17 protein-coding genes are annotated in these 19,362 nt (G+C 42.4%); 6 read left to right on the plus strand and 11 right to left on the minus strand.

Annotated features, from left to right (window positions below):
- Nucleotides 1-100: 100 nt before the first annotated feature.
- The 5 genes from DEO27_RS23140 to DEO27_RS23160 all read left to right on the plus strand — a co-directional run bounded on the left by DEO27_RS23140 (nucleotide 101) and on the right by DEO27_RS23160 (nucleotide 6,625).
- Entirely contained in the window at nucleotides 101-1,771 is a 1,671-nt protein-coding gene (locus DEO27_RS23140) for a M1 family metallopeptidase (RefSeq protein WP_112575778.1), read from the plus strand.
- Between the two features lie 12 nt (nucleotides 1,772-1,783).
- Complete coding sequence (locus DEO27_RS23145) at nucleotides 1,784-3,448, plus strand: M1 family metallopeptidase (protein ID WP_112575777.1); 1,665 nt, start codon at nucleotides 1,784-1,786, stop codon at nucleotides 3,446-3,448.
- Between the two features lie 303 nt (nucleotides 3,449-3,751).
- On the plus strand, nucleotides 3,752-4,495 hold the full coding sequence (locus DEO27_RS23150) for a head GIN domain-containing protein (RefSeq protein ID WP_112575776.1): 744 nt from the start codon (nucleotides 3,752-3,754) through the stop codon (nucleotides 4,493-4,495).
- Between the two features lie 217 nt (nucleotides 4,496-4,712).
- The gene (locus tag DEO27_RS23155) at nucleotides 4,713-5,735 is read left to right on the plus strand and encodes a proline iminopeptidase-family hydrolase (protein WP_223818031.1); all 1,023 of its coding nucleotides are present in this window, start codon (nucleotides 4,713-4,715) and stop codon (nucleotides 5,733-5,735) included.
- A gap of 50 nt (nucleotides 5,736-5,785) precedes the next feature.
- Nucleotides 5,786-6,625 carry a DUF2911 domain-containing protein gene (locus DEO27_RS23160; RefSeq protein WP_112575774.1) on the plus strand — a complete coding sequence of 280 codons (840 nt, stop codon included), beginning with the start codon at nucleotides 5,786-5,788 and terminating at the stop codon, nucleotides 6,623-6,625.
- Nucleotides 6,626-6,841: 216 nt separating this feature from the next.
- On the opposite strand, the gene DEO27_RS23165 is transcribed toward DEO27_RS23160, so the two are convergent.
- The 3 genes from DEO27_RS23165 to DEO27_RS23175 form a co-directional block, all read right to left on the minus strand.
- Nucleotides 6,842-7,567 carry a DUF2490 domain-containing protein gene (locus tag DEO27_RS23165; RefSeq protein WP_112575773.1) on the minus strand — a complete coding sequence of 242 codons (726 nt, stop codon included), beginning with the start codon at nucleotides 7,565-7,567 and terminating at the stop codon, nucleotides 6,842-6,844.
- Nucleotides 7,568-7,724: 157 nt separating this feature from the next.
- Nucleotides 7,725-8,750, minus strand: a complete 1,026-nt coding sequence (locus DEO27_RS23170; protein ID WP_112575772.1) for a hypothetical protein — start codon at nucleotides 8,748-8,750, stop codon at nucleotides 7,725-7,727.
- Nucleotides 8,751-8,761: 11 nt separating this feature from the next.
- Entirely contained in the window at nucleotides 8,762-10,486 is a 1,725-nt protein-coding gene (locus DEO27_RS23175; protein WP_112575771.1) for a glycosyltransferase family 39 protein, read from the minus strand.
- 151 nt (nucleotides 10,487-10,637) lie between these two features.
- Between DEO27_RS23175 and DEO27_RS23180 the strand changes: the two genes are divergently transcribed.
- The gene (locus DEO27_RS23180) at nucleotides 10,638-11,117 is read left to right on the plus strand and encodes a DinB family protein (RefSeq protein ID WP_112575770.1); all 480 of its coding nucleotides are present in this window, start codon (nucleotides 10,638-10,640) and stop codon (nucleotides 11,115-11,117) included.
- On the opposite strand, the gene DEO27_RS23185 is transcribed toward DEO27_RS23180, so the two are convergent.
- The 8 genes from DEO27_RS23185 to DEO27_RS23220 all read right to left on the minus strand — a co-directional run bounded on the left by DEO27_RS23185 (nucleotide 11,114) and on the right by DEO27_RS23220 (nucleotide 19,038).
- On the minus strand, nucleotides 11,114-12,457 hold the full coding sequence (locus DEO27_RS23185; protein WP_112575769.1) for a hypothetical protein: 1,344 nt from the start codon (nucleotides 12,455-12,457) through the stop codon (nucleotides 11,114-11,116). The two genes, DEO27_RS23180 and DEO27_RS23185, sit on opposite strands and share 4 nt — an antisense overlap.
- A complete protein-coding gene (locus DEO27_RS23190) occupies nucleotides 12,442-13,950 on the minus strand; it encodes an FAD-binding protein (RefSeq protein WP_112575768.1) in 1,509 nt (502 codons plus the stop codon). The genes DEO27_RS23185 and DEO27_RS23190 overlap by 16 nt, the downstream gene beginning before the upstream one ends.
- 6 nt (nucleotides 13,951-13,956) lie before the next feature.
- Nucleotides 13,957-14,313, minus strand: a complete 357-nt coding sequence (locus DEO27_RS23195; RefSeq protein ID WP_112575767.1) for a Bor/Iss family lipoprotein — start codon at nucleotides 14,311-14,313, stop codon at nucleotides 13,957-13,959.
- A 128-nt stretch (nucleotides 14,314-14,441) separates the two neighbouring features.
- Nucleotides 14,442-15,557 (minus strand): cyclopropane fatty acyl phospholipid synthase, encoded by a 1,116-nt coding sequence (cfa, locus tag DEO27_RS23200; RefSeq protein ID WP_112575766.1) that lies wholly within the window; start codon nucleotides 15,555-15,557, stop codon nucleotides 14,442-14,444.
- Between the two features lie 203 nt (nucleotides 15,558-15,760).
- Nucleotides 15,761-16,780 carry a recombinase RecA gene (recA, locus tag DEO27_RS23205; protein WP_112575765.1) on the minus strand — a complete coding sequence of 340 codons (1,020 nt, stop codon included), beginning with the start codon at nucleotides 16,778-16,780 and terminating at the stop codon, nucleotides 15,761-15,763.
- 203 nt (nucleotides 16,781-16,983) lie between these two features.
- Entirely contained in the window at nucleotides 16,984-17,745 is a 762-nt protein-coding gene (gene nth, locus DEO27_RS23210) for an endonuclease III (protein ID WP_112575764.1), read from the minus strand.
- A gap of 250 nt (nucleotides 17,746-17,995) precedes the next feature.
- Nucleotides 17,996-18,190, minus strand: a complete 195-nt coding sequence (locus tag DEO27_RS23215; RefSeq protein WP_091174692.1) for a hypothetical protein — start codon at nucleotides 18,188-18,190, stop codon at nucleotides 17,996-17,998.
- 263 nt (nucleotides 18,191-18,453) lie between these two features.
- Nucleotides 18,454-19,038 carry an RNA polymerase sigma factor gene (locus tag DEO27_RS23220; RefSeq protein WP_112575763.1) on the minus strand — a complete coding sequence of 195 codons (585 nt, stop codon included), beginning with the start codon at nucleotides 19,036-19,038 and terminating at the stop codon, nucleotides 18,454-18,456.
- Nucleotides 19,039-19,362 lie beyond the last annotated feature (324 nt).

Raw genomic sequence — 19,362 nt, forward strand, 5'->3', positions numbered from 1 at the left:
TAGAAAACAATTGGTTGGGCCATCATATCCCGGCAAATGTTTTTATAAATAAGCTTTAAATTTAGGTTATAAATTCTTTTAACCTGATACAATTAAGTACATGAAAATAAAACAACTATATCTTGCAGCCCTGACATTATTAAGCGCTGCAACGTTCACTCAACCTGTCAGCGCCCAGCTCCTGAAAGAAAAAGAGCAATTCACTCATGCCGATTCGCTGCGCGGAATGCTTACACCTTTGCGTACCTGTTATGACATCAATTACTATCACCTTGATGTTAAAATTGATATCGATAAAAAATTCATTAGCGGCAGCAATCAATTTAAATTCACCGCCACGCAGGATTTTAATAAACTACAGTTCGATCTGTTTGCCAATCTTAATATCGCCAAAGTTGTTTACAAAGGTAAAGAACTCACTTTCACCCGAGATGGCAATGCAGTGTTCCTCAACTTCCCGCAAACCATAAGTAAAGGCAGCAAAGATGAGTTTACTGTTTACTATTCCGGTAATCCAACCGTTGCCAAAAATGCTCCGTGGGATGGCGGGCTGGTATTCAAAAAAGATTCATTGGGTAAACCATTTGTAGCAACAGCCTGCGAAGGGATTGGCGCCAGCATTTGGTGGCCTACTAAAGATCAACTGGCTGATGAGGTTGACAGCATGATGATCAGCATCAGCGTGCCTAAAGGTTTAAAAGATGTTTCAAACGGTCGCCTGCGCAAGGTAACCCCACTTAAGGATGGTTATACCCGGTTCGACTGGTTTGTAGCCAACCCAATCAACAACTATGACGTTGCCGCCAACATTGCCGACTACGCTCATTTTGAAGATACTTATATGGGCGAAAAAGGCAAACTCACCCTCGATTATTGGGTACTGCCAACCAGTCTGGAAAAAGCAAAAAAACAATTTGCCGCCAATGTAAAATCAATGCTTAAAGCCTTTGAGCACTGGTTTGGCCCCTACCCTTTTTATGAGGATGGCTACAAACTGGTTGAAACCCCGCACCTGGGTATGGAACACCAAAGCGCCGTGGCCTATGGCAATCATTTCATGAATGGTTATATGGGCTATGACTTATCAGGCACAGGGTGGGGCAGCAAATGGGATTATATCATAGTGCACGAAAGCGGGCACGAATGGTTTGGTAATAATATAACCGATAAAGATTTGGCCGATATGTGGGTCCACGAAAGCTTTACCTGCTATTCCGAATCGCTTTTTGTAGAGGATAACTGGGGCAAAAAAGCCGGACAGGAGTATAATTACGGCTTAAGGCTCACCATTAATAACGAGGGCCCTATAGTTGGTATCTACAACATGAACAAGGAAGGCTCAGGAGATATGTACTCTAAAGGTGCAGTGTTCCTGAACATGATCCGCACTATTATTAATGACGATGAAAAATGGCGCGGCATCCTGCGTGGGCTTAACAAAACTTTTTACCATAAAACCGTTACTTATAATGATGTGGTAGGTTTTATCAACCAGCAATCGGGTATGGACCTTTCGGCCATTTTTGATCAGTACCTGCACTACCGCAGTCTTCCTGTGCTGGAATTTACCAGTCACGAAAACAAACTTTATTGCCGCTGGATAGCCGAGGCCAAAGATTTCAACATGCCAATCAGGGTGCGTGTAAAGGGCGGCGAGTATAAATTCATCACTCCAACAAAACAAATGAGCCCTGTTGAAATTGCGGGAGCTACTAAAGACAATATCGAAATTGATTATTTGAACTACTACGTAGGCTCACTTCTTGATTAATCCCAAATACAAATGAAAAATAAGTTCCTAAATATTTTCGCAGTTGCTTTAGGCCTTACTATAGCGGGCATAGTACCAACCCAGGCACAGTTGGGTACCAACAAGCAAACATTTACCCGAGCCGATTCGCTTCGGGGTGGCTTAACGCCGCTGCGCACCTGTTATGATATCAATTACTATCACCTGGATGTGAAATTCGATATCGATAAAAGGTTTATCAGCGGCAGCAACCTGTTCAAATTCACGGCTACTCAAAATTTTACTAAGCTTCAGTTCGACCTGTTTGCCAATTTAAAGATAGAAAAGGTAGTATATGAAGGTGCCGAAATACCTTTTACCCGAGAGTTCAACGCGGTGTTTATCACCTTCCCAAAAACCATAAAAAAGGGTAGCAAGGATGAGTTTACCGTTTACTATTCCGGCAACCCAACCATAGCCAAGCGTGCCCCGTGGGACGGCGGCGTTGTTTATACCACCGACTCGCTTGGGAAGCCCTGGGTGGCAACCGCTTGCCAGGGTATTGGCGCCAGCATCTGGTGGCCTACTAAAGATCATCAATATGATGAAGTAGATAGTGCCCTGATCAGCATCAGCGCTCCCAATGGTTTAAAAGATGTTTCAAACGGCAGATTGCGCAAAGTAACCGACCTGAACAACGGCTATACCCGTTTTGATTGGTTTGTGGCAAACCCTATCAACAATTATGATATAGAAGCCAACATTGGCGACTATGCCCACTTTGAAGGCACCTACCAGGGCGAAAAAGGGCCGCTAACGCTTGATTACTGGCCTTTAAGCTACAATGTTGACAAAGCTAAAAAGCAATGGGAGCTTGACGCGCCGCGGATGCTCAAATCATTTGAATACTGGTTTGGCCCTTATCCTTTTTATGAAGACGGCTATAAACTGGTTGAAACCCCTCACCTGGGCATGGAGCACCAAAGCGGTACGGCCTATGGCAACCATTACAAAAACGGGTACTTGGGCCGCGACCTTTCGGGTACCGGATGGGGCTTAAAATGGGATTTTATTGTGGTACACGAAAGCGGGCACGAGTGGTTTGGCAATAACATCACCTCAAAAGACGTGGCCGATATGTGGATCCACGAAAGTTTCACCAATTATTCCGAGTCCCTATTCATTGAAACTTATTATGGGAAACAAGCTGGACAAGAGTATGTGAACGGAACCCGTAAAAACATTCGTAATGATAAGCCTATTGTAGGCCCGTATGGTGTAAATATGGAAGGTTCGGGAGATATGTATTATAAAGGCGGTAACCTGTTAAACATGGTTCGCACCATTATCAACAACGATGAAAAATGGCGCAGCATCCTCCGCGGACTTAACAAAACATTTTATCATAAAACCGTTACTTATGATGACATTGTAGGCTACATCTGCAAACAGGCTGGCATGAACCTGGCCCCGGTATTTGACCAGTACCTGCACTATAAAGATATCCCGACCCTGCAATTTGTGGTTAAAGACGGTAAGCTTTACTCCAAATGGATTGCCAATGCCGAAGGTTTCAACATGCCTGTAAAGGTGCGCGTTAAAGGCGGCGGTTATATATTTATTAAACCAACTACCAAGTTTACCCCTGTCAAAATAGATGGTATTACTAAGGACAATGTGGAGGTAGATACTTTCAATTATTATATAAAAGTTGAATGATGGTTGATTAGGTGAGTGGTTGATTAAGTGAATGGTTGGTTTCCCAGAATAACAAATTTTAGAATTCAGACTTCCGAAGTTTTAAAAACTTGTTGATTAGGTGAGTGGTTGATTGGGTGGATGGGTGAATGGTTTACCACTCGCTCAATCAACCTATTCAACTACTCACATAATAAAACCAACCGCTCACCCAATCAACCTAATCAACTACTCACTTAAAAAACAACCACAAAAAAACCAAATCCGGTGCAACTTTCTTCACCCTACCGGCGTCTAATTTGAAACGAAACTAAAACAACCGTCATGAAATCAATTTCAAAAATATTATTAGCCGCCGTACTTGCAGCTGGAACTACAAGCTACAGCACTGCAAAACCGGTAAATCCAATTGTTAAACATGCCGATCAAACTACGCAAGACCGCCATTTATCGGGTTTCAGCGCTATTGACCTGGCTGGCTCGTTTGATGTTTACTTTACCCAGGGCTCGAACGAATCCGTAAAAGTTGAAGCTCCATCTGATGTGATCGACAAGATCATTACCGAAGTTCAGGGCGGCGTATTAAAGATCTACAGTAAAAAAGGTACCAACTGGGATAGCTGGAGCTTTGGCCGTAGTCGCAAAATGATTGTTCATGTTGTAGCAAAAGATATGACCAGCATTAACGTTGCCGGTTCGGGCGATGTTTACTTTAGGGAAGGTATCACCACCACCTCGTTAAAATTAAAAGTAGTAGGTTCGGGTGATATGCTGGGCAAGGTAAATGCTAAAAACCTGGACAGCAGCATTTCGGGTTCTGGTGATATGAAACTATCAGGCCGTGCTGATAACTCAAGAGTGAACGTTGTGGGTTCAGGTGATTTTACTGCCCGCGACCTGATCACCGTTAATACCGAAGTTCACATAGCCGGTTCAGGCGATGCTACCATCAACGCCAGCAATAAAATTGATGCTTCGGTAAGCGGCTCAGGCGATGTTCATTATACCGGCGGCGCTAAAAACATTTCGAGCTCAAAAGCCGGCAGCGGCGATATTGAGCGGATATAATATCCACTTTTCGTTAGATAGAAAGGTCTGTTTCCAAACAGACAGAAGCGTTATTACACACAAGTCAATCCCCGATTTTCACAGTTTACCTGTATAAATCGGGGATTGTTTAGTTTGGTGCAATAGCGTTTTTTTGTATGTTATTAACAAACTAATTTTAATGGTCTTCTTAGTATCTTTATATAAAAGATAACAATCAGCCATTCCTATCGCTAACATGAAAAAGCTATTTTTTATTATGATTGCTGCCTGCGTTTGCGCATGCAATAATCCATCAAAACCAGCAGCAGATACTTCGGCCGAAGCGTCAAACAAGCCTTACGAAGTTAAAACAGGTGGCAACAAGCTCATCAAGGTTGCCGGAAAGTACAATGTATGGACTAAAAAAGTTGGCGATGGCAAAATAAAAGTATTGTTGCTGCACGGCGGCCCTGGCTTTTCGCATGACTATATGGAATGCTTTGATGATTTCCTGCCGAAGGAAGGAATGGAAATTTATTACTATGACCAGCTTGGCTGCGGCAATTCTGATGCTCCCGCCGATACCTCATTGTGGAACATTCCGCGTTATGTTGAAGAGGTTGAAGAAGTGCGTAAGGGATTAGGGCTCGATAATTTTTATATCCTCGGCCATTCCTGGGGAGGCATGCTGGCGATGGAATACCTGCACAAATACCAGTCGCATGTTAAAGGGGCTGTATTATCAAACATGACAGCAGGTATCAAAGGCTATGTTGCCTATGCCGCCGAATTAAAGAAGAAGTTTTTCACACCTCGGGATATCGCAGTATTTGACTCATTAGACAGGCTTAAACAATATGATTCGCCGCAATATAACGACCTGCTGATGAACAAGCTGTATACCCATGTAATCTGCCGGATCCCGATAGAAAACTGGCCTGAACCACTTTGGCGCGCCTTTAAAAAAGCCAATCATACCATTTACATCCAAATGCAGGGTGTTGACGAGTTTCATGTAACCGGCAATTTTAAAGGATGGGAATTTTGGAATAAACTGCAGGACATCAAAGTACCAACCTTAGTTTTAGGTGGCATGCATGACGAAATGAACCCCGAAGACATGAAGAAAGAAGGGCGTTTACTACCTAACAGCCGCACCTATCTATGCCCGGATGGCAGCCACATGAGTATGTATGATGATCAGCAAAACTACTTCAAAAACCTCATCGCCTTTTTGAAAGATGTTGACGCGGGCACATTTACTGCGGATAAAAAATAGCACACCAATTATATACCTGTATTTTATATATCACCACCACACTAAAAATCATGAAGAAGTTATTCATCAGCGTCATCACCATGATGACCTTTACTGCTGCAAACACCTTTGCGCAGTTAACCCCACAGCCCAGTTCAACACAAAGTGTTGTGCAGGATTTTGGTCTCGGAAAAATCAACCTCACTTACTCACGTCCCGATGTAAAAGGCCGTAAAATATTCGGAGGGATGGAGCCATACGGAACCGTTTGGCGTACGGGCGCAAATTCGGCCACGGTAATTAAATTTACCGACGAGGTAAGTTTGGAAGGCAATAAGGTTCCGGCGGGCGAATACGGCCTGTTCAGTATCCCAGGCGAAAACGAGTGGACGATCATCCTCAGCAAACAGCCTAAGCAATGGGGTGCGTATTTGTATAAAGAAGCCGATGATTTTTTACGTTTCAAAGTTAAAACTGAGCATCTCAAAGCTTTAACAGAAACAATGACCCTCGCTTTTACTAACGTAGCGCCTACTTCCTGCGATTTACAAATGATGTGGGAACACAGCGGCTTCACCATCCACATGACTACCGATATCGACGCCAAAGTAATGGCACGAATCGATTCGGCCATGAAAACCGATAAAAAGCCATACTATGAAGCGTTGATCTACTATTACAACAATAATAAAGATATGGACAAAGCTTTAGCCTGGGCAACCGAACTGGAAAAGGATAAGAACTTTCCGCCATTTGTACCTAAACTATGGAAAGCCCGCATATTATTAAGAAAAGGCGATAAAGCCGCGGCTATAACAACAGCACAGGAAGGCGTGAAAATGGCCACCGAGATGAAAACGGATGAGTATGTACGTTTAAATAACGAAGTAATAGCACAAGCGAAGAAATGATGTTTTAATTGCCTATCATCGTTAACAAAAAACCCTTGCCAGTGATATTGGCAAGGTTTTTTTGTTTTAAGCAAGATTTTAGGGGGTTGAGCGATTCCCCTCTTGAGAGGGGTGGAGGGGTGTGTTTCTGCTTTCGCAAATCAATCGCAGAAACACACCCCTGCTACCACACATTCCTTCGCGCCCCCTCTCAAGAGGGGATCTTCTTAGGAGAGGTTAAAACCTCGTATAAAAAGCCACCTGCGCTACATGATTTACCACGTAAGCATCGGCTTGTTTAATATATTGATTAAGATAACCAGCTTCGGCATCAAATGATTTACTGAAACGGTAACCCACCGCTACATAAGCCCGGTTTTGATCAAAGAAGTGTTTATTTACTTTGTTTTTGTTTTGTACGTTTACAAAGGCCTCGTTTTGCAGGGCGAGGAATGTTCCTTCCGTAAATACGTCAGAGTCTGGTTTCATCGGGATCACCGCACGGGCAAAGTACCTGAAACGCTGGGCGAAATAGCGGTCGTTTTTATTATCCGCCGTGTTGCCTAAAAAGCGTTGTTCCAGTCGTAAACGATGTGCCAGCTGTACATGTTTGGTCAGCTTATGGGTATAAGTGTATTGCTGCCAAATGCGGTGTTCCGGGCGAAATGTTGTTTCGTTATCGGGAGTACGGCCGTAAGTAGCGATATAGGCGTAACCTAAAGCCCCTACCTTGTTTTTGGCAAAATAATAGTTAGCCGAAGGCCGAAGCAGGATGTGCTTAAGGTAACTGACCTCATCGTGCGAGCGCAATTGCCCGTCAAAAGAGTAGCCCCAATGCTCGGATAATTTGTGACTATGAAATATAGCCGCCCAACCCGAAAACTGGTTGTCCTGAGCCAGCAGCCTTGCAGGTGCCGCAAGCAACAGTACAACAAAAATTAATAGTTGTTTTTTTAATTGCATGGATGATATATGTGTGTTATAAAGGTTAACATTTATTGTAGAGACGCATTACATGCGTCTCTTTTTGCGACAGAAAGTTGCAGGATCTGCCCGGAAAAACATTTGTGAGCGATAGCTGACAGGCAACCATTCACCTAATCAACCTACTCTCCATTCACTAATCTTTAAACCGTACCAACGTCCGGCGACCCAGATCAACGGTTACCCTGAAGGCTTCCTGGTTGCTGCTATAGCCCGGTGTTTGGTGCAGGCTCAATATAAACTGCCCTTTTACACGCTTGTATAAAAACGGCGTGTAAATGATATCCAAACGGTTGTAAGTTTTCTTTTCAAAAAACGCGTCGCCATAAATAATATGGCTGCCCTGCCCTTTGTAAAACTCATCAAATAAGGCAAAGCGTTTCCAGCTTAAATAAGCGTTAGCCACAAAACCGGTAGGGGTCCTGAAATTATCAACACCACGTACCCGCTCAAATGATGTCATAGCGCCGGCCTCTATAGATAACGAATCTAAAATGGTTTTATGACTGAAGTCTAAACCTAATCTTATTTGTCCGCCGCCATTATCCTGGATATGGTCGTTAGGCAACAGTACTTCGGCACCGGCATCATGCATCAACAAAAAGTAATGCGATAAGTAAAACGGCCCGGTTAAGCTTGGCCTGTACTTACCCGAAAAACCAAACAGAAACTGCTCACGATCGGTAACGGTTTGGCGGCTCACCCAATCAATCCAAACAGTTTCGGTGAAGTGGTCGTTATGAAAGCGCGTCAGCAAGCCCTCTACATTGGGACGGTAATAGCGTAAAGTGTCATTCAATAAAGCCCGTGGATAATCATCCAGCAAACCTTCGCGCGGAAAAGCACCTGCGTTAAACAACCAGTTTTTGCCGGTAAAGCTGTAATAAGCAACAGGGTTAACTTTTAAAAAGTATGGCTTTGCGCCAAATTCATGAATACCGTTAACACCCACAATAAAGTGATTCACGCTATCAAGGTTAAGGCCCAGGTCAAGTGCGGTACGCACGCCCGAGTAGGTACGTGAGCGGGCTACAAAATCTTTGTACTCGCGGTTATCCATAAAGCCTAAACCGTTAAAATGGATATCAAGGCTGCCTTGTGCAAGGGCGGCGGTAGTGGTTATGATCGAAAAAAAGACTAAAAGGTATATGCGTTTAAACATAGCTGATTTTATTATTCTACTGTAATATTGATGATCTTATTGTTGCGGCCTCCCGGAAACGGTTCGGTACGGATGGAAAAGATCAGTTCGTACTTACCCGGTTTCGCCGGCATGGTCACGTTAAATTTAAAATGCCCGGTTTCGCCGGTTTTTAATGAAATATTGTTGAAGCTATCATCAGATTTTTGCATGCCCACTTGGTAGATGCTCTTAAAAAAGCAGGCCTCCAAAAACACTTTGTGCTTTTGATTAACATTTGTAAAACTGATTGGGAAAGGATAAGGGTTGGTAAACGTGAGATCGAAATCCTTCTTCTGACCAGGCGATACGCTTTCTTTATAAGAAGATACCTGGAAATCAATTTTTTGATAGGTGCGGATATCATCAACCCAACCGCCGTACCAGTCACCCGCATAAGTTTTAAGGGTATCGGTAGTGATGGCAGGATCCCACACGCCGTTTATTACCACGTAAGCCTTTTTATGCTGGATACTATCTTCAATAGGCCAGATATCATATTGTGTACGGCGATAGTAGCGGGCATCATAATCAAACCCGTGTGTGGTGTTATTATAGAAATTGTATTTCGATGGGTTTTGGAAACCTTCGTTAAAAATCACATAATTATTCCCTGCCTTTTTTTGAATAAGCTGCGCCCACTCTTTAAAACCGAAAAAGCTCCGGATGGCGTCGACTTTTAACAATGGCGGGAAAGCGATAATGATAGCAACCCGCAAAATAACTATCATTACAATATTGATGATAGCCAAACGATTGAACCATTTAGGCTTTGCGCCCGGCTGGGTAAAACGGATAAGCACCATCATGGCCAGCGGCACGTAAGCGATAAGCGTCCAGTGCAGCTGAACTTCGCCTTTGAACGAGGTAAGGAAAAAGAAGGCCAGTATGCCGATGGCATTAACCAACAATGTCCTGGTGAAAGTATCCTGCACTTTTGCAGTGAACCCTTTATAAAACAACAACCAACCAATCAGCGGACCAGCCATCAGCAATTGCCCCAACGGGTATACATAAGTATACTCAAAGTTGTACTGCTCATTTGAGCGTTCGGACAAGTGGTAGCTTAATGATGGGAAACCATGGTTAGCCTGCCAGATAATGTGCGGTGCATATAAAGCCAGGGCCAGCAGTACAATGGCGTAAAAAGTCCCGCGCTTTAGTAATTTAATATTAGATGCCAGTGTAAAAACAACCAGCAGAATGCCATGGTACTTACTATACAGCAGACAGGCTATTACAACACCCAATATCACAGCCAGCTTAAAGCTGTCCTTTTCAATATACTGCTGATAAAAATAAAAAAACAGCACCGTAAAAAACAATAGCGGCGCATCGGGCGTAGTGGTAAAACCATAAATATGGAATACAAAGATGCCCGATATTACCAGTATAAAGTTTATGGCATCAACCTTATATCGCTTCAGCATCACCCACATCAGGTATATGGATGCTGTGGTACCTATCACCGTAAAAAGCCTTGCCCCAAATTCATTATGCAGCAAGCTATAGCCCATCTTGATAAAAAGGGCCACCATAGGCGGATGATCATAATATCCCCAATCTAAAAAACGGGAATAAACCCAGTAATAAGCTTCATCGGCATGAATCTCAAGCGTAAATGCCTGTACGGCATTCAGTAAGGCCCACAACAGTAAAAAATAAATTATTGGCTTGTTATATTTTACCGGCGTGCTATTTAAAGAGGTATCCTGCATTAAAATGGATGAGTAAATGAATGGGCAAAGGTATGATAAAAGATATAAGCCATAAAACGTTAGGCAGCAGTGATATGATAATTTGACGAAATTATACCACAATCTTCATAATTTAGCGTAGCTGTAAAGCTTTAATCCTCCTTAAAATAAAATGAAACAAGAATTTGAGGTTATCAAAAAAACACGCCTGACGCTGCTTAATGTTGTTAAAGACCTTAACCCTGAACAACTTAACCATATCCCGGCCGGATATATTAATAACCTGATCTGGAACCTGGCGCATATGATTTCGGGCCAGCAAGGCATTTGTTATACCCGTGCGGGTGTACCAATTGTGGTAGATGATAAATATTATACGCCCTATCGCCCCGAAACCAAACCGCAGGGTTTTATTAATGCCGATGACATAGCCGAGGTAAAAGAGCTGCTTATTTCAACTATTGATAAGTTTGAGGAAGATTATCATACAGGCATTTTTGCTAATTATCAACCCATGACCACCCGCTATGGTGTTACGTTAAGCAATATTGAAGAGGCTATCCGCTTTGTGCCATTTCACGATGGCTTGCATACGGGTTATATCATGGCCTTAAAAAGGGCGGTCTTGGAAGAAATGAGCAACCCTGTTTAATAAACTATTTTGCTAAAAGGTATGCCTACCGTTAAACCTATTGCGGTTTTATTGTATGGCAGATAGGTATCTTTTAAAGAGTTATTCATATCCTGAAGCAAAAGCTGCGCTTCAAAATTGATAGCAGGCACACCTTTTTTATCAATCAAAACAATGGGGATACCTATAATGGAGTTAAGCGCCTTATATGTTCCCCAATTTTTTTCTATCCGGAAACTGACACCCACGTGCGAAGTTGAAGGAATATATACCAGCTTACCTGCCGCCACAGGTGTTATAAAGTTTTTATACTGGCCAATATACCGGTCGCCTTTATTTATTATAACCGTATTTGTCCCGTCCTGACCTTGCTGCCCGTTTATATAGGCATTCCAAAGCGAACCGCTCCCCACCGAATTATTCACAAAACCTTTGCCTGCAAAAGTTAAAAAGATCCTGCCCAATTTGGGGCTCTCCCAGAAGCGGGTATGATTTATAAATAATTCGAGCGGATAATTATAGTGTTTATCAACAGGTGTATTAACATCGCTGCTTACCATAAACTTTTGAGGGATAACTGGGATATAAATACCCAAGGTTGTCCAATTATCGGCAACGAGGTTAAAATTAGCAGTGTTTACCATTAGTTCCGATTGCTGTTCGGAAAATTGCTGCAGGTAATCTGCCCTGAACGAAGCATAGAAAGTTTTCCTGAGCTTACTTTTTACCTCATTCAGATTTTGCCCCGGCACCTCATCCTGTTTCAAAGCATTGAGTGATTGTTCAAACGCTTCGGCTTTTTTATTGATACTTTGAGCAAGCGTGTTTACCATTAAAGCCCGGGCGGCATCCATTTGCTTTTTAAAATCGCCATTGGCAGCATAATAAGTTCGCGGCTTCCCCATCCACGTTTTTTGAATAGCGAAGCCCAATTGGTTATCGTAATATTTATTTACAAGCTTTGCGGCATAAGCGTTAGCGATATTTACGCGTGCGCCTATTACTACAAAAGATCTTACCCAATCATCACTATCTACCGGCTGGTGAAAATTATGATTGATGCTGATCATCCCTTCGGCCGCGTTAATGTTCACATAGTTTTTATAAAGCGAAAGATCTTCATTACCCGAGAGGTAAGAACTTACCTTATTGGACAGGAAAATATTCATGGCTTTGTTAGAGATCAGCATCCCCTGCCCCCCGCTGTTTGGCCAATTGGTTACTTTACGGTTTACAGCTCTAATTTCATCAATGATCTGCCCGCTGGTTTGTGCCCGTACCGGTATTATCAACCCACACGAAAACAGCAGACAGCATAATACAGCTTTTAAAAAGCGCACATATGTCAGGCAAGCCCCCATTGCTGCGTAATTTGGTTAGTAAAAACTTTTTGGCAGTCGGCGTTGAGTAATGTTTTACGTGCGTTGATCCAACGGGTGGCAGCCTCTCCGTACATTCTCTGAATGCGCTCCGGCGTAACCTCGTTAGCCTTGCCCCAATGAAAAGTAAACGGAATATTTTCATGCTCAAGCATCAGCCACACCTGGGTATAAAAGTTGTATGCTTTGTCCGATAGTGGCGCATCTAATTCCATAATACAGGTATGGCCAAACCGGGTGAAACCCAATGTTGCTTTGGTTTGCTTAACAAACCGGAATGAAAATACACCACTAAACGGGCCAATATCTTTATTGATCTTCAGCATCAAATCGGCAACCTTTGGCGAAAGCTCGGCGGGGAAGCCGATTGCAGAACTCAACAATTTGCCTCTTAAGGTGGTATTACTAAAAATTTCGCCCAGTGTACCAAAGTGAGGGTCAGTATTAGTTGTCATGCTGGTGTTTAGCACCTTGGTTACTACTACAGGAATCAGCGCAGGTATAGCATCAGTAATAGTGCCTATAAAACTGGCTGCATCATCTCCTGGACCAATCCCTGCCGCGTTATCAACCGGTGGCTGGTAGTTGGTACGATATGCCCGCTTATACATGGTGGTTACAAAAGCTCCCTTATCCAGATCATAAGGGTTAAGCAGTACCGAAAAATGAAACGGACGTTCGTTGCCACATGGCAGCTTAATGGTATTACTAAAATCCAGGGTTTCCATCATGCCCTGCAACTCTGCATCATAAGGTAACCGCTGCACATATGTTTCCAATAAAAACAAAGGCTCTGTTTCCATTAACACCCCGTGAATAATCCCGAAACTGCCGAAACTTACCACAGCAGCATTAAAAAGTTCATCGTCCTGAACCAACTCGGTTTGTAGCAGGTCGACAAAGCGTTGCGCAACTACGGGAGCCGAAGCTCTTTCCAGCCAAATGTGCCTATCCGGACTTACTACAATATGTAAGCCTACCACAAAATCCGGCACTGCGCCAAAGTCAAAGGCCGAGCCGTGAGTCCCCGTCCCCATTGCCCCGGCTATCGTTTGCCCGTTACTGGCACCGGAAGTTTTGAGCGACAATCCCCTGTTTTTCAGAAACGCGCCAAGTTCCCAAATACCGTTGCCGCTCTGGGCAAAAAGTAATTGATCTTTATTACCTGCATAAGCCGGGTTAACCGCTGTTTCTGCCACCGTAAACCTTGTATTAAGTGGTTTGGTATCCAGCATAACGCCGTCTTTAACGGTGGCTATCTTTGTCCAGGACCAACCCGCGCCTAACGATCGTAATGGAGTATCGGTTTCAATAGCTTCCTTAATCAGATTTTGCAGCCCTTTGGTAGCATCGTTATAACTATCAAGCGCGTCGAGGTTATCTTCGTTTCCTAATTCGTACAGATCTTTTATTTGCTCAATAAAAGTTTCGTGACGATTTTCCCAGCTGCTAACTCCTGTTTTGATAACTTTCATAGCTGCCTATTTTATAGTGCCTTCCTTGGCACAGGGTTTACCACATTTCCACTCCACTCTTGCCGGGCTCCAGATCCCCAGGGTCACAACGGTGAGCAACGAATAACCAAAATTATTCCTCACAGTAACTTCGGCCATGCCGTTACTACCAAGGGAATCACATATGGGTGTAACTATCCGTTTGGGGCTTTGAATAGCTCCCCAAAAAAAGAAGTTAACGTTTTGATGGGATACCTCAGAACCAGCCTGTGCTTTGGTTTCGACGCGGGCGGTGTAGCAACTACTTAATAGTAACGAGAGCAGCAGGGCGGATACACTGTTCCGATAAAAACGGGCAGACCGCTTTAAATATGATGGCAGCATAGGGCAAGTATTTAGGATTTTACTGAAATAAATTAAAGTAAATCCAAATACTTGATTTTCAGATAAGTAAAAACACGTTTATTGATTACGTATTTTTACGTCTTTTGTAAATCGATATAAAAAGCCGCTTATCTTATTGATTTGTACAGGCCCAAATGTTTAGGCTTTGTTAATACGATATGCCACAGATGATTTTTTCTTGAACGGAACGACGCGGCACTGGCATTAAGGTAGTAACGCCACATACGGTAAAATGTATCGCCGTATTTGGCGCTCAGGTTAGGCCAGCTTTGTTCAAAATTTTTGAGCCACTCCATACAGGTTCGGTCATAGTACACACCGAAGTTATGCCAGTCTTCAAGAACAAATAAACCCTGCCACGCTGTTGAAAGCTGCGCCGCAGACGGCAGCATACCATTAGGGAAGATATATTTATCAATCCATGGATCCGTAACTTTGGTAGAATAGTTGCCGCCTATGGTATGCAGCAGAAAAATACCATCGTCGGTTAAATTCCGGGCAACGGTTTCCATGTATGTTCTGTAATTGCGATACCCTACAGCTTCCAGCATAGCAATGGACACTACCCTGTCGAACTTTTCATTTACATCCCTATAGTCATCCAGCCTGATCTCCACCGGTAAGCCTTTGTTTATTTCGCGTGCAAGTACCGCCTGTTCTTTAGAAATGGTTAAACCAACAACAGACACGCCATATTTTTCAGCAGCAAATTTGGCGAAACCACCCCAACCACAGCCAATCTCCAGCATGCGCATGCCGGGTTCCAGTTTTAATTTACGGCAGATCAGATCAAGCTTGGCCTCCTGGGCTTCATCTAAAGTTTCAGCATTTTCCCAATAAGCACAAGAGTACATCATCCGTTTATCAAGCATCTGCTCAAACAGATCGTTACCGATATCATAATGCTTATAAGCAACCTCTTTAGCTTTTGATTTAGTTTGCTGGTTGCTAAACTTCGCTTTAAGAAAATATTTAAGCGTATTTAAATCGCGGGGAATGGCTTTATCAACCCGGTGATATTGAACGCGAAAAAAGAATTCATCCAAGGCTTCGCAGTCCCACCAGCCTTCCATGTAGGCTTCACCAAAGCCCAATGAACCACCGGCCAGCAGGCGATCATACAATTTAGGATTGTGTACCTGTACATCCCAGGGATTGGAACCATTCATGGTTATTCCTCCTGCGGCAAACGTGTTTGTAACAATCTCTTTTGATGATCCCATAATTTCTTATCTCCCGATTTATGCGGTGATAAAGATATTCTTTTTGCGGAAAATTGGGAAACTGCATGTCTGCCACGGGTTACGCTGCGCTAAACCCGCGGCAGCTATCGTATTTATAATTTAAAAAACAAAAGCCCCCCTTTCGGGAGGCTCGTCTCATAGATAGATTTAAATCACTTATAAAATATTATACTCGATCGAGGTTATACTTCTTCCATGCTTTCGCCGGTTACGGTTTCCTTGATCTTGCTTTCCAATTCTTCCATCAGTTCGGGGTTATCAAGGATCAATTGTTTAACAGCATCACGGCCCTGGCCTAAGCGGGTTTCGCCATAGCTGAACCATGAACCTGCTTTTTTGATAATGTTGTATTCAACACCCAGGTCAATGATTTCGCCTGCTTTTGAAATACCTTCACCAAACAGGATATCAAACTCGGCTATACGGAATGGAGGTGCAACTTTATTTTTAACGATCTTCACTTTTACACGGTTACCTGAAACCTCGTCGGTATCTTTAATTTGTGAAATACGGCGTACATCCAAACGTACCGAAGCGTAAAATTTCAAGGCGTTACCACCAGTTGTAGTTTCAGGGTTACCAAACATAACACCGATCTTATCGCGCAACTGGTTGATGAAGATACAGCAGCATCCGGTTTTGCTGATGGTACCGGTTAGCTTACGCAAAGCCTGTGACATCAAACGCGCATGTAAACCCATTTTTGAATCGCCCATCTCGCCTTCAATCTCAGCCTTAGGAACCAATGCGGCAACAGAGTCAATAACTAATATATCAATAGCCCCCGAGCGGATCAGGTTGTCGGCAATTTCCAGCGCCTGCTCACCATTGTCGGGCTGAGAGATCAACAGGTTTTCAACATCTACACCTAACTTTTTAGCGTAAAAACGATCAAAAGCATGCTCAGCATCAATAAAGGCAGCAATACCACCGTTTTTTTGGCTTTCAGCAATGGCATGAATAGCCAAAGTTGTTTTACCTGATGATTCCGGACCGTAGATCTCGATGATCCTTCCTTTAGGCAAGCCGTTAACACCCAAAGCTATATCAAGCCCCAAAGAGCCGGTTGATATCACCTCGGTTTGTTCAACTACGGATTCGCCCAGTTTCATGATGGTGCCTTTACCGTATGATTTTTCCAGCTTATCTAACGTAAGCTGTAATGCCTTTAATTTATCGCTATTTTTATCTGTAGTAGCCATCGTATTATTTCCTTCAGCAAATATAATTACATTTTTTACAATTACTAATTTTTTTAGTAATTTATTTATTCCCCTGTCGTCATTGCGAGGTACGAAGCAATCGCGAACTATACAGAGCGGACCTGCAAATTGGGGATTGCTTCGTACCTCGCAATGACGCTTTTAGATTTAATAAGGAAAGTTAACCACCATTACCTTATCAATCAAATATCTTTCTCCACACTCCTCTTCTTCAGTTCCTTACTTATAGTATTCAGTGCCTTTTTCTTTTTTGCTTCCTTGGCCTTTTTAACCTTGGCGGCTTCTGCCCTTTGCAGCGCGGCTTCAGTATTGTTACGTTCATAGTACCGGCAAAACCATGTTAGCGGACAAACATCACATTTGGGGCTGCGCGCCAGGCAAATATACCGGCCATGCAATATCAACCAATGATGCGCTACGGCTATGTATTCTTTCGGGATATTTTGAACTAATTGCTTTTCAACAGCAAGCGGCGTACGCGCATTATTTGTTAAACCGATGCGGTTGGCTACCCTGAACACATGGGTATCAACAGCCATGGCCGGCTCTTCAAAAATAACCGAGGCAATTACATTTGCTGTTTTACGGCCTACGCCGGGTAATTTCTGCAGGTTTTCTATCCCTGATGGCACTTCGCCATTAAAAACATCTATCAGCATTTTGCCCATGCCTACCAGATGTTTAGCCTTATTATTAGGATAACTTACGGAACGGATGTAAGAAAAAACCTCGTCGGATGTTGCCGCAGCCAGGTCTTGTGCCGTGGGAAAACGCTCAAATAATGCGGGGGTTACCTGGTTAATACGTTTATCGGTACACTGTGCCGAAAGTATCACAGCCACCAGTAACTGAAACGGGTTATTATAATGCAGCTCGGTAACGGGATTAGGCTGATTTTTAGAAAAATATTCAACAAAATGGCGGTAGCGTTCGGCTTTTAGCATTTTTTAGTTCATGGTTGATAATTCATGGATCATAGTAAAAACACTTCAGGCTTACTGCAATCATAATCCATTTCCAAAAGTATAGATATTAACGCAATAAAAAACCATGAACTATGATCTATCAACTATAGGCTGCCTTTAAAATAGAAAGGTTCATAAATCACTCATTGGGTTTCGGTTTTTCGATTCGCATCGGTAACCTTTTCAACAATCATGATCTATGAACCAGTGGGGGAATCCGCAATAACTACTAACGTAAGCTCTTCGAATAGTCCAGGATCTGGTGTATGGTTTGCACTTTGGGTTTCCTGATCAGCAGGTCCAAATCAGCACGAATTGAATTGTAAAAAATCACTTCGTCGGCATCCAGATTTTCTTGTACATTCCTGTTCATTTCAGCTTCGTTAGCTAATGCATTCAACGTTTTTGTAAAGGTTTCATCCATAAGCTTATTTTACTATAATTTTTATATGGTTTATAACGGTGGCTTAAAGATAATATTTTGTTAAATGAAAATTAAATGAAATTTTTATTTCGAGAAATTCAGGCCTGAGAGACTGGGATCACGCTTTTGCGACAGTAAGCGACTTTATATCAACAGTTAATGAAAACTTATCAAAATTTAGGGTAAAAAATAAGGTTAGGATATTATTGTTCAATTTAACCTAAACAATAATATTCTAACCTTCTATGTAGGTTTAGTTAACCTTAATTTTTAAGGCTAAGCTCTTTGCTCTGCATCATTTTGCGGAGATTATTGAGCGCATAACGCATACGGCCAAGCGCGGTATTGATACTAACCTCGGTAATATCAGCAATCTCTTTAAAGCTCATATCGCCAAAGTGACGCATGATCAATACTTCCTTCTGCTCGGATGGAAGCAACTGGATCAGCGCTTTAAGATCTTTATGGGTTTGATCCCTGACCATTTTGTCCTCGGTACTTTCATCATAATTACCAAGCACTTCAAAAATGTCAAAATCATCGCCATTACTGATCATTGGCGCACGTTTTTCCCTGCGGAAATGGTCAATCACCAGGTTATGCGCAATACGAGTTACCCAAGGCAAAAATTTACCTTCCTCGTTATATTTGCCGGCTTTAAGTGTATTGATCACTTTAATAAAAGCATCCTGAAAAATATCTTCAGCAAGGTATTCGTCTTTTACCAGCAGATAAATAGAAGTGTATATTTTTGATTGGTAACGCCTTATCAATTCTACTAAGCCTGCTTCGTCGCCGGCTACGTATAGATGGATTAGATCCTGATCACTTTTCAATTGAAAATCCATAGAAAGTACTACTTAAACTTAATTTTTAGTTAAAACCTTTTAAAGTAAAGTGTATTCTATAGCTTGCTCCTTAGGGGTTAAAGATTTGTTTCCTCAAATAAAATAAATTATTGACAAAAAAACAAATAAAATTTTTTTTCAAAGCTCAACTTTACTATTTAATCGGCAAAACCACTCATTAAACAATCATTTATTTGGTTAGCTTCCTTTAGACTGACTTTTAATACCGAAGGTTTAATCATTCACCAAAATAAATTTTTTAAAAAGTAGTTGTTAAATCATCATTAAACTTTAAAAAGTCAACAAACTGTAAACTCCAATATT

Source organism: Mucilaginibacter rubeus (genome assembly GCF_003286415.2).
Classification (GTDB): Bacteria; Bacteroidota; Bacteroidia; order Sphingobacteriales; family Sphingobacteriaceae; genus Mucilaginibacter; species Mucilaginibacter rubeus_A.

Coding starts and splice junctions, on each gene's coding strand:
- DEO27_RS23140 (WP_112575778.1), top strand. CDS start 101: ATGAAAATAAAACAACTATATCTTGCAGCCCTGACATTATTAAGCGCT.
- DEO27_RS23145 (WP_112575777.1), top strand. CDS start 1,784: ATGAAAAATAAGTTCCTAAATATTTTCGCAGTTGCTTTAGGCCTTACT.
- DEO27_RS23150 (WP_112575776.1), top strand. CDS start 3,752: ATGAAATCAATTTCAAAAATATTATTAGCCGCCGTACTTGCAGCTGGA.
- DEO27_RS23155 (WP_223818031.1), top strand. CDS start 4,713: ATGAAAAAGCTATTTTTTATTATGATTGCTGCCTGCGTTTGCGCATGC.
- DEO27_RS23160 (WP_112575774.1), top strand. CDS start 5,786: ATGAAGAAGTTATTCATCAGCGTCATCACCATGATGACCTTTACTGCT.
- DEO27_RS23165 (WP_112575773.1), bottom strand. CDS start 7,567: ATGCAATTAAAAAAACAACTATTAATTTTTGTTGTACTGTTGCTTGCG.
- DEO27_RS23170 (WP_112575772.1), bottom strand. CDS start 8,750: ATGTTTAAACGCATATACCTTTTAGTCTTTTTTTCGATCATAACCACT.
- DEO27_RS23175 (WP_112575771.1), bottom strand. CDS start 10,486: ATGCAGGATACCTCTTTAAATAGCACGCCGGTAAAATATAACAAGCCA.
- DEO27_RS23180 (WP_112575770.1), top strand. CDS start 10,638: ATGAAACAAGAATTTGAGGTTATCAAAAAAACACGCCTGACGCTGCTT.
- DEO27_RS23185 (WP_112575769.1), bottom strand. CDS start 12,457: ATGGGGGCTTGCCTGACATATGTGCGCTTTTTAAAAGCTGTATTATGC.
- DEO27_RS23190 (WP_112575768.1), bottom strand. CDS start 13,950: ATGAAAGTTATCAAAACAGGAGTTAGCAGCTGGGAAAATCGTCACGAA.
- DEO27_RS23195 (WP_112575767.1), bottom strand. CDS start 14,313: ATGCTGCCATCATATTTAAAGCGGTCTGCCCGTTTTTATCGGAACAGT.
- cfa (WP_112575766.1), bottom strand. CDS start 15,557: ATGGGATCATCAAAAGAGATTGTTACAAACACGTTTGCCGCAGGAGGA.
- recA (WP_112575765.1), bottom strand. CDS start 16,780: ATGGCTACTACAGATAAAAATAGCGATAAATTAAAGGCATTACAGCTT.
- nth (WP_112575764.1), bottom strand. CDS start 17,745: ATGCTAAAAGCCGAACGCTACCGCCATTTTGTTGAATATTTTTCTAAA.
- DEO27_RS23215 (WP_091174692.1), bottom strand. CDS start 18,190: ATGGATGAAACCTTTACAAAAACGTTGAATGCATTAGCTAACGAAGCT.
- DEO27_RS23220 (WP_112575763.1), bottom strand. CDS start 19,038: ATGGATTTTCAATTGAAAAGTGATCAGGATCTAATCCATCTATACGTA.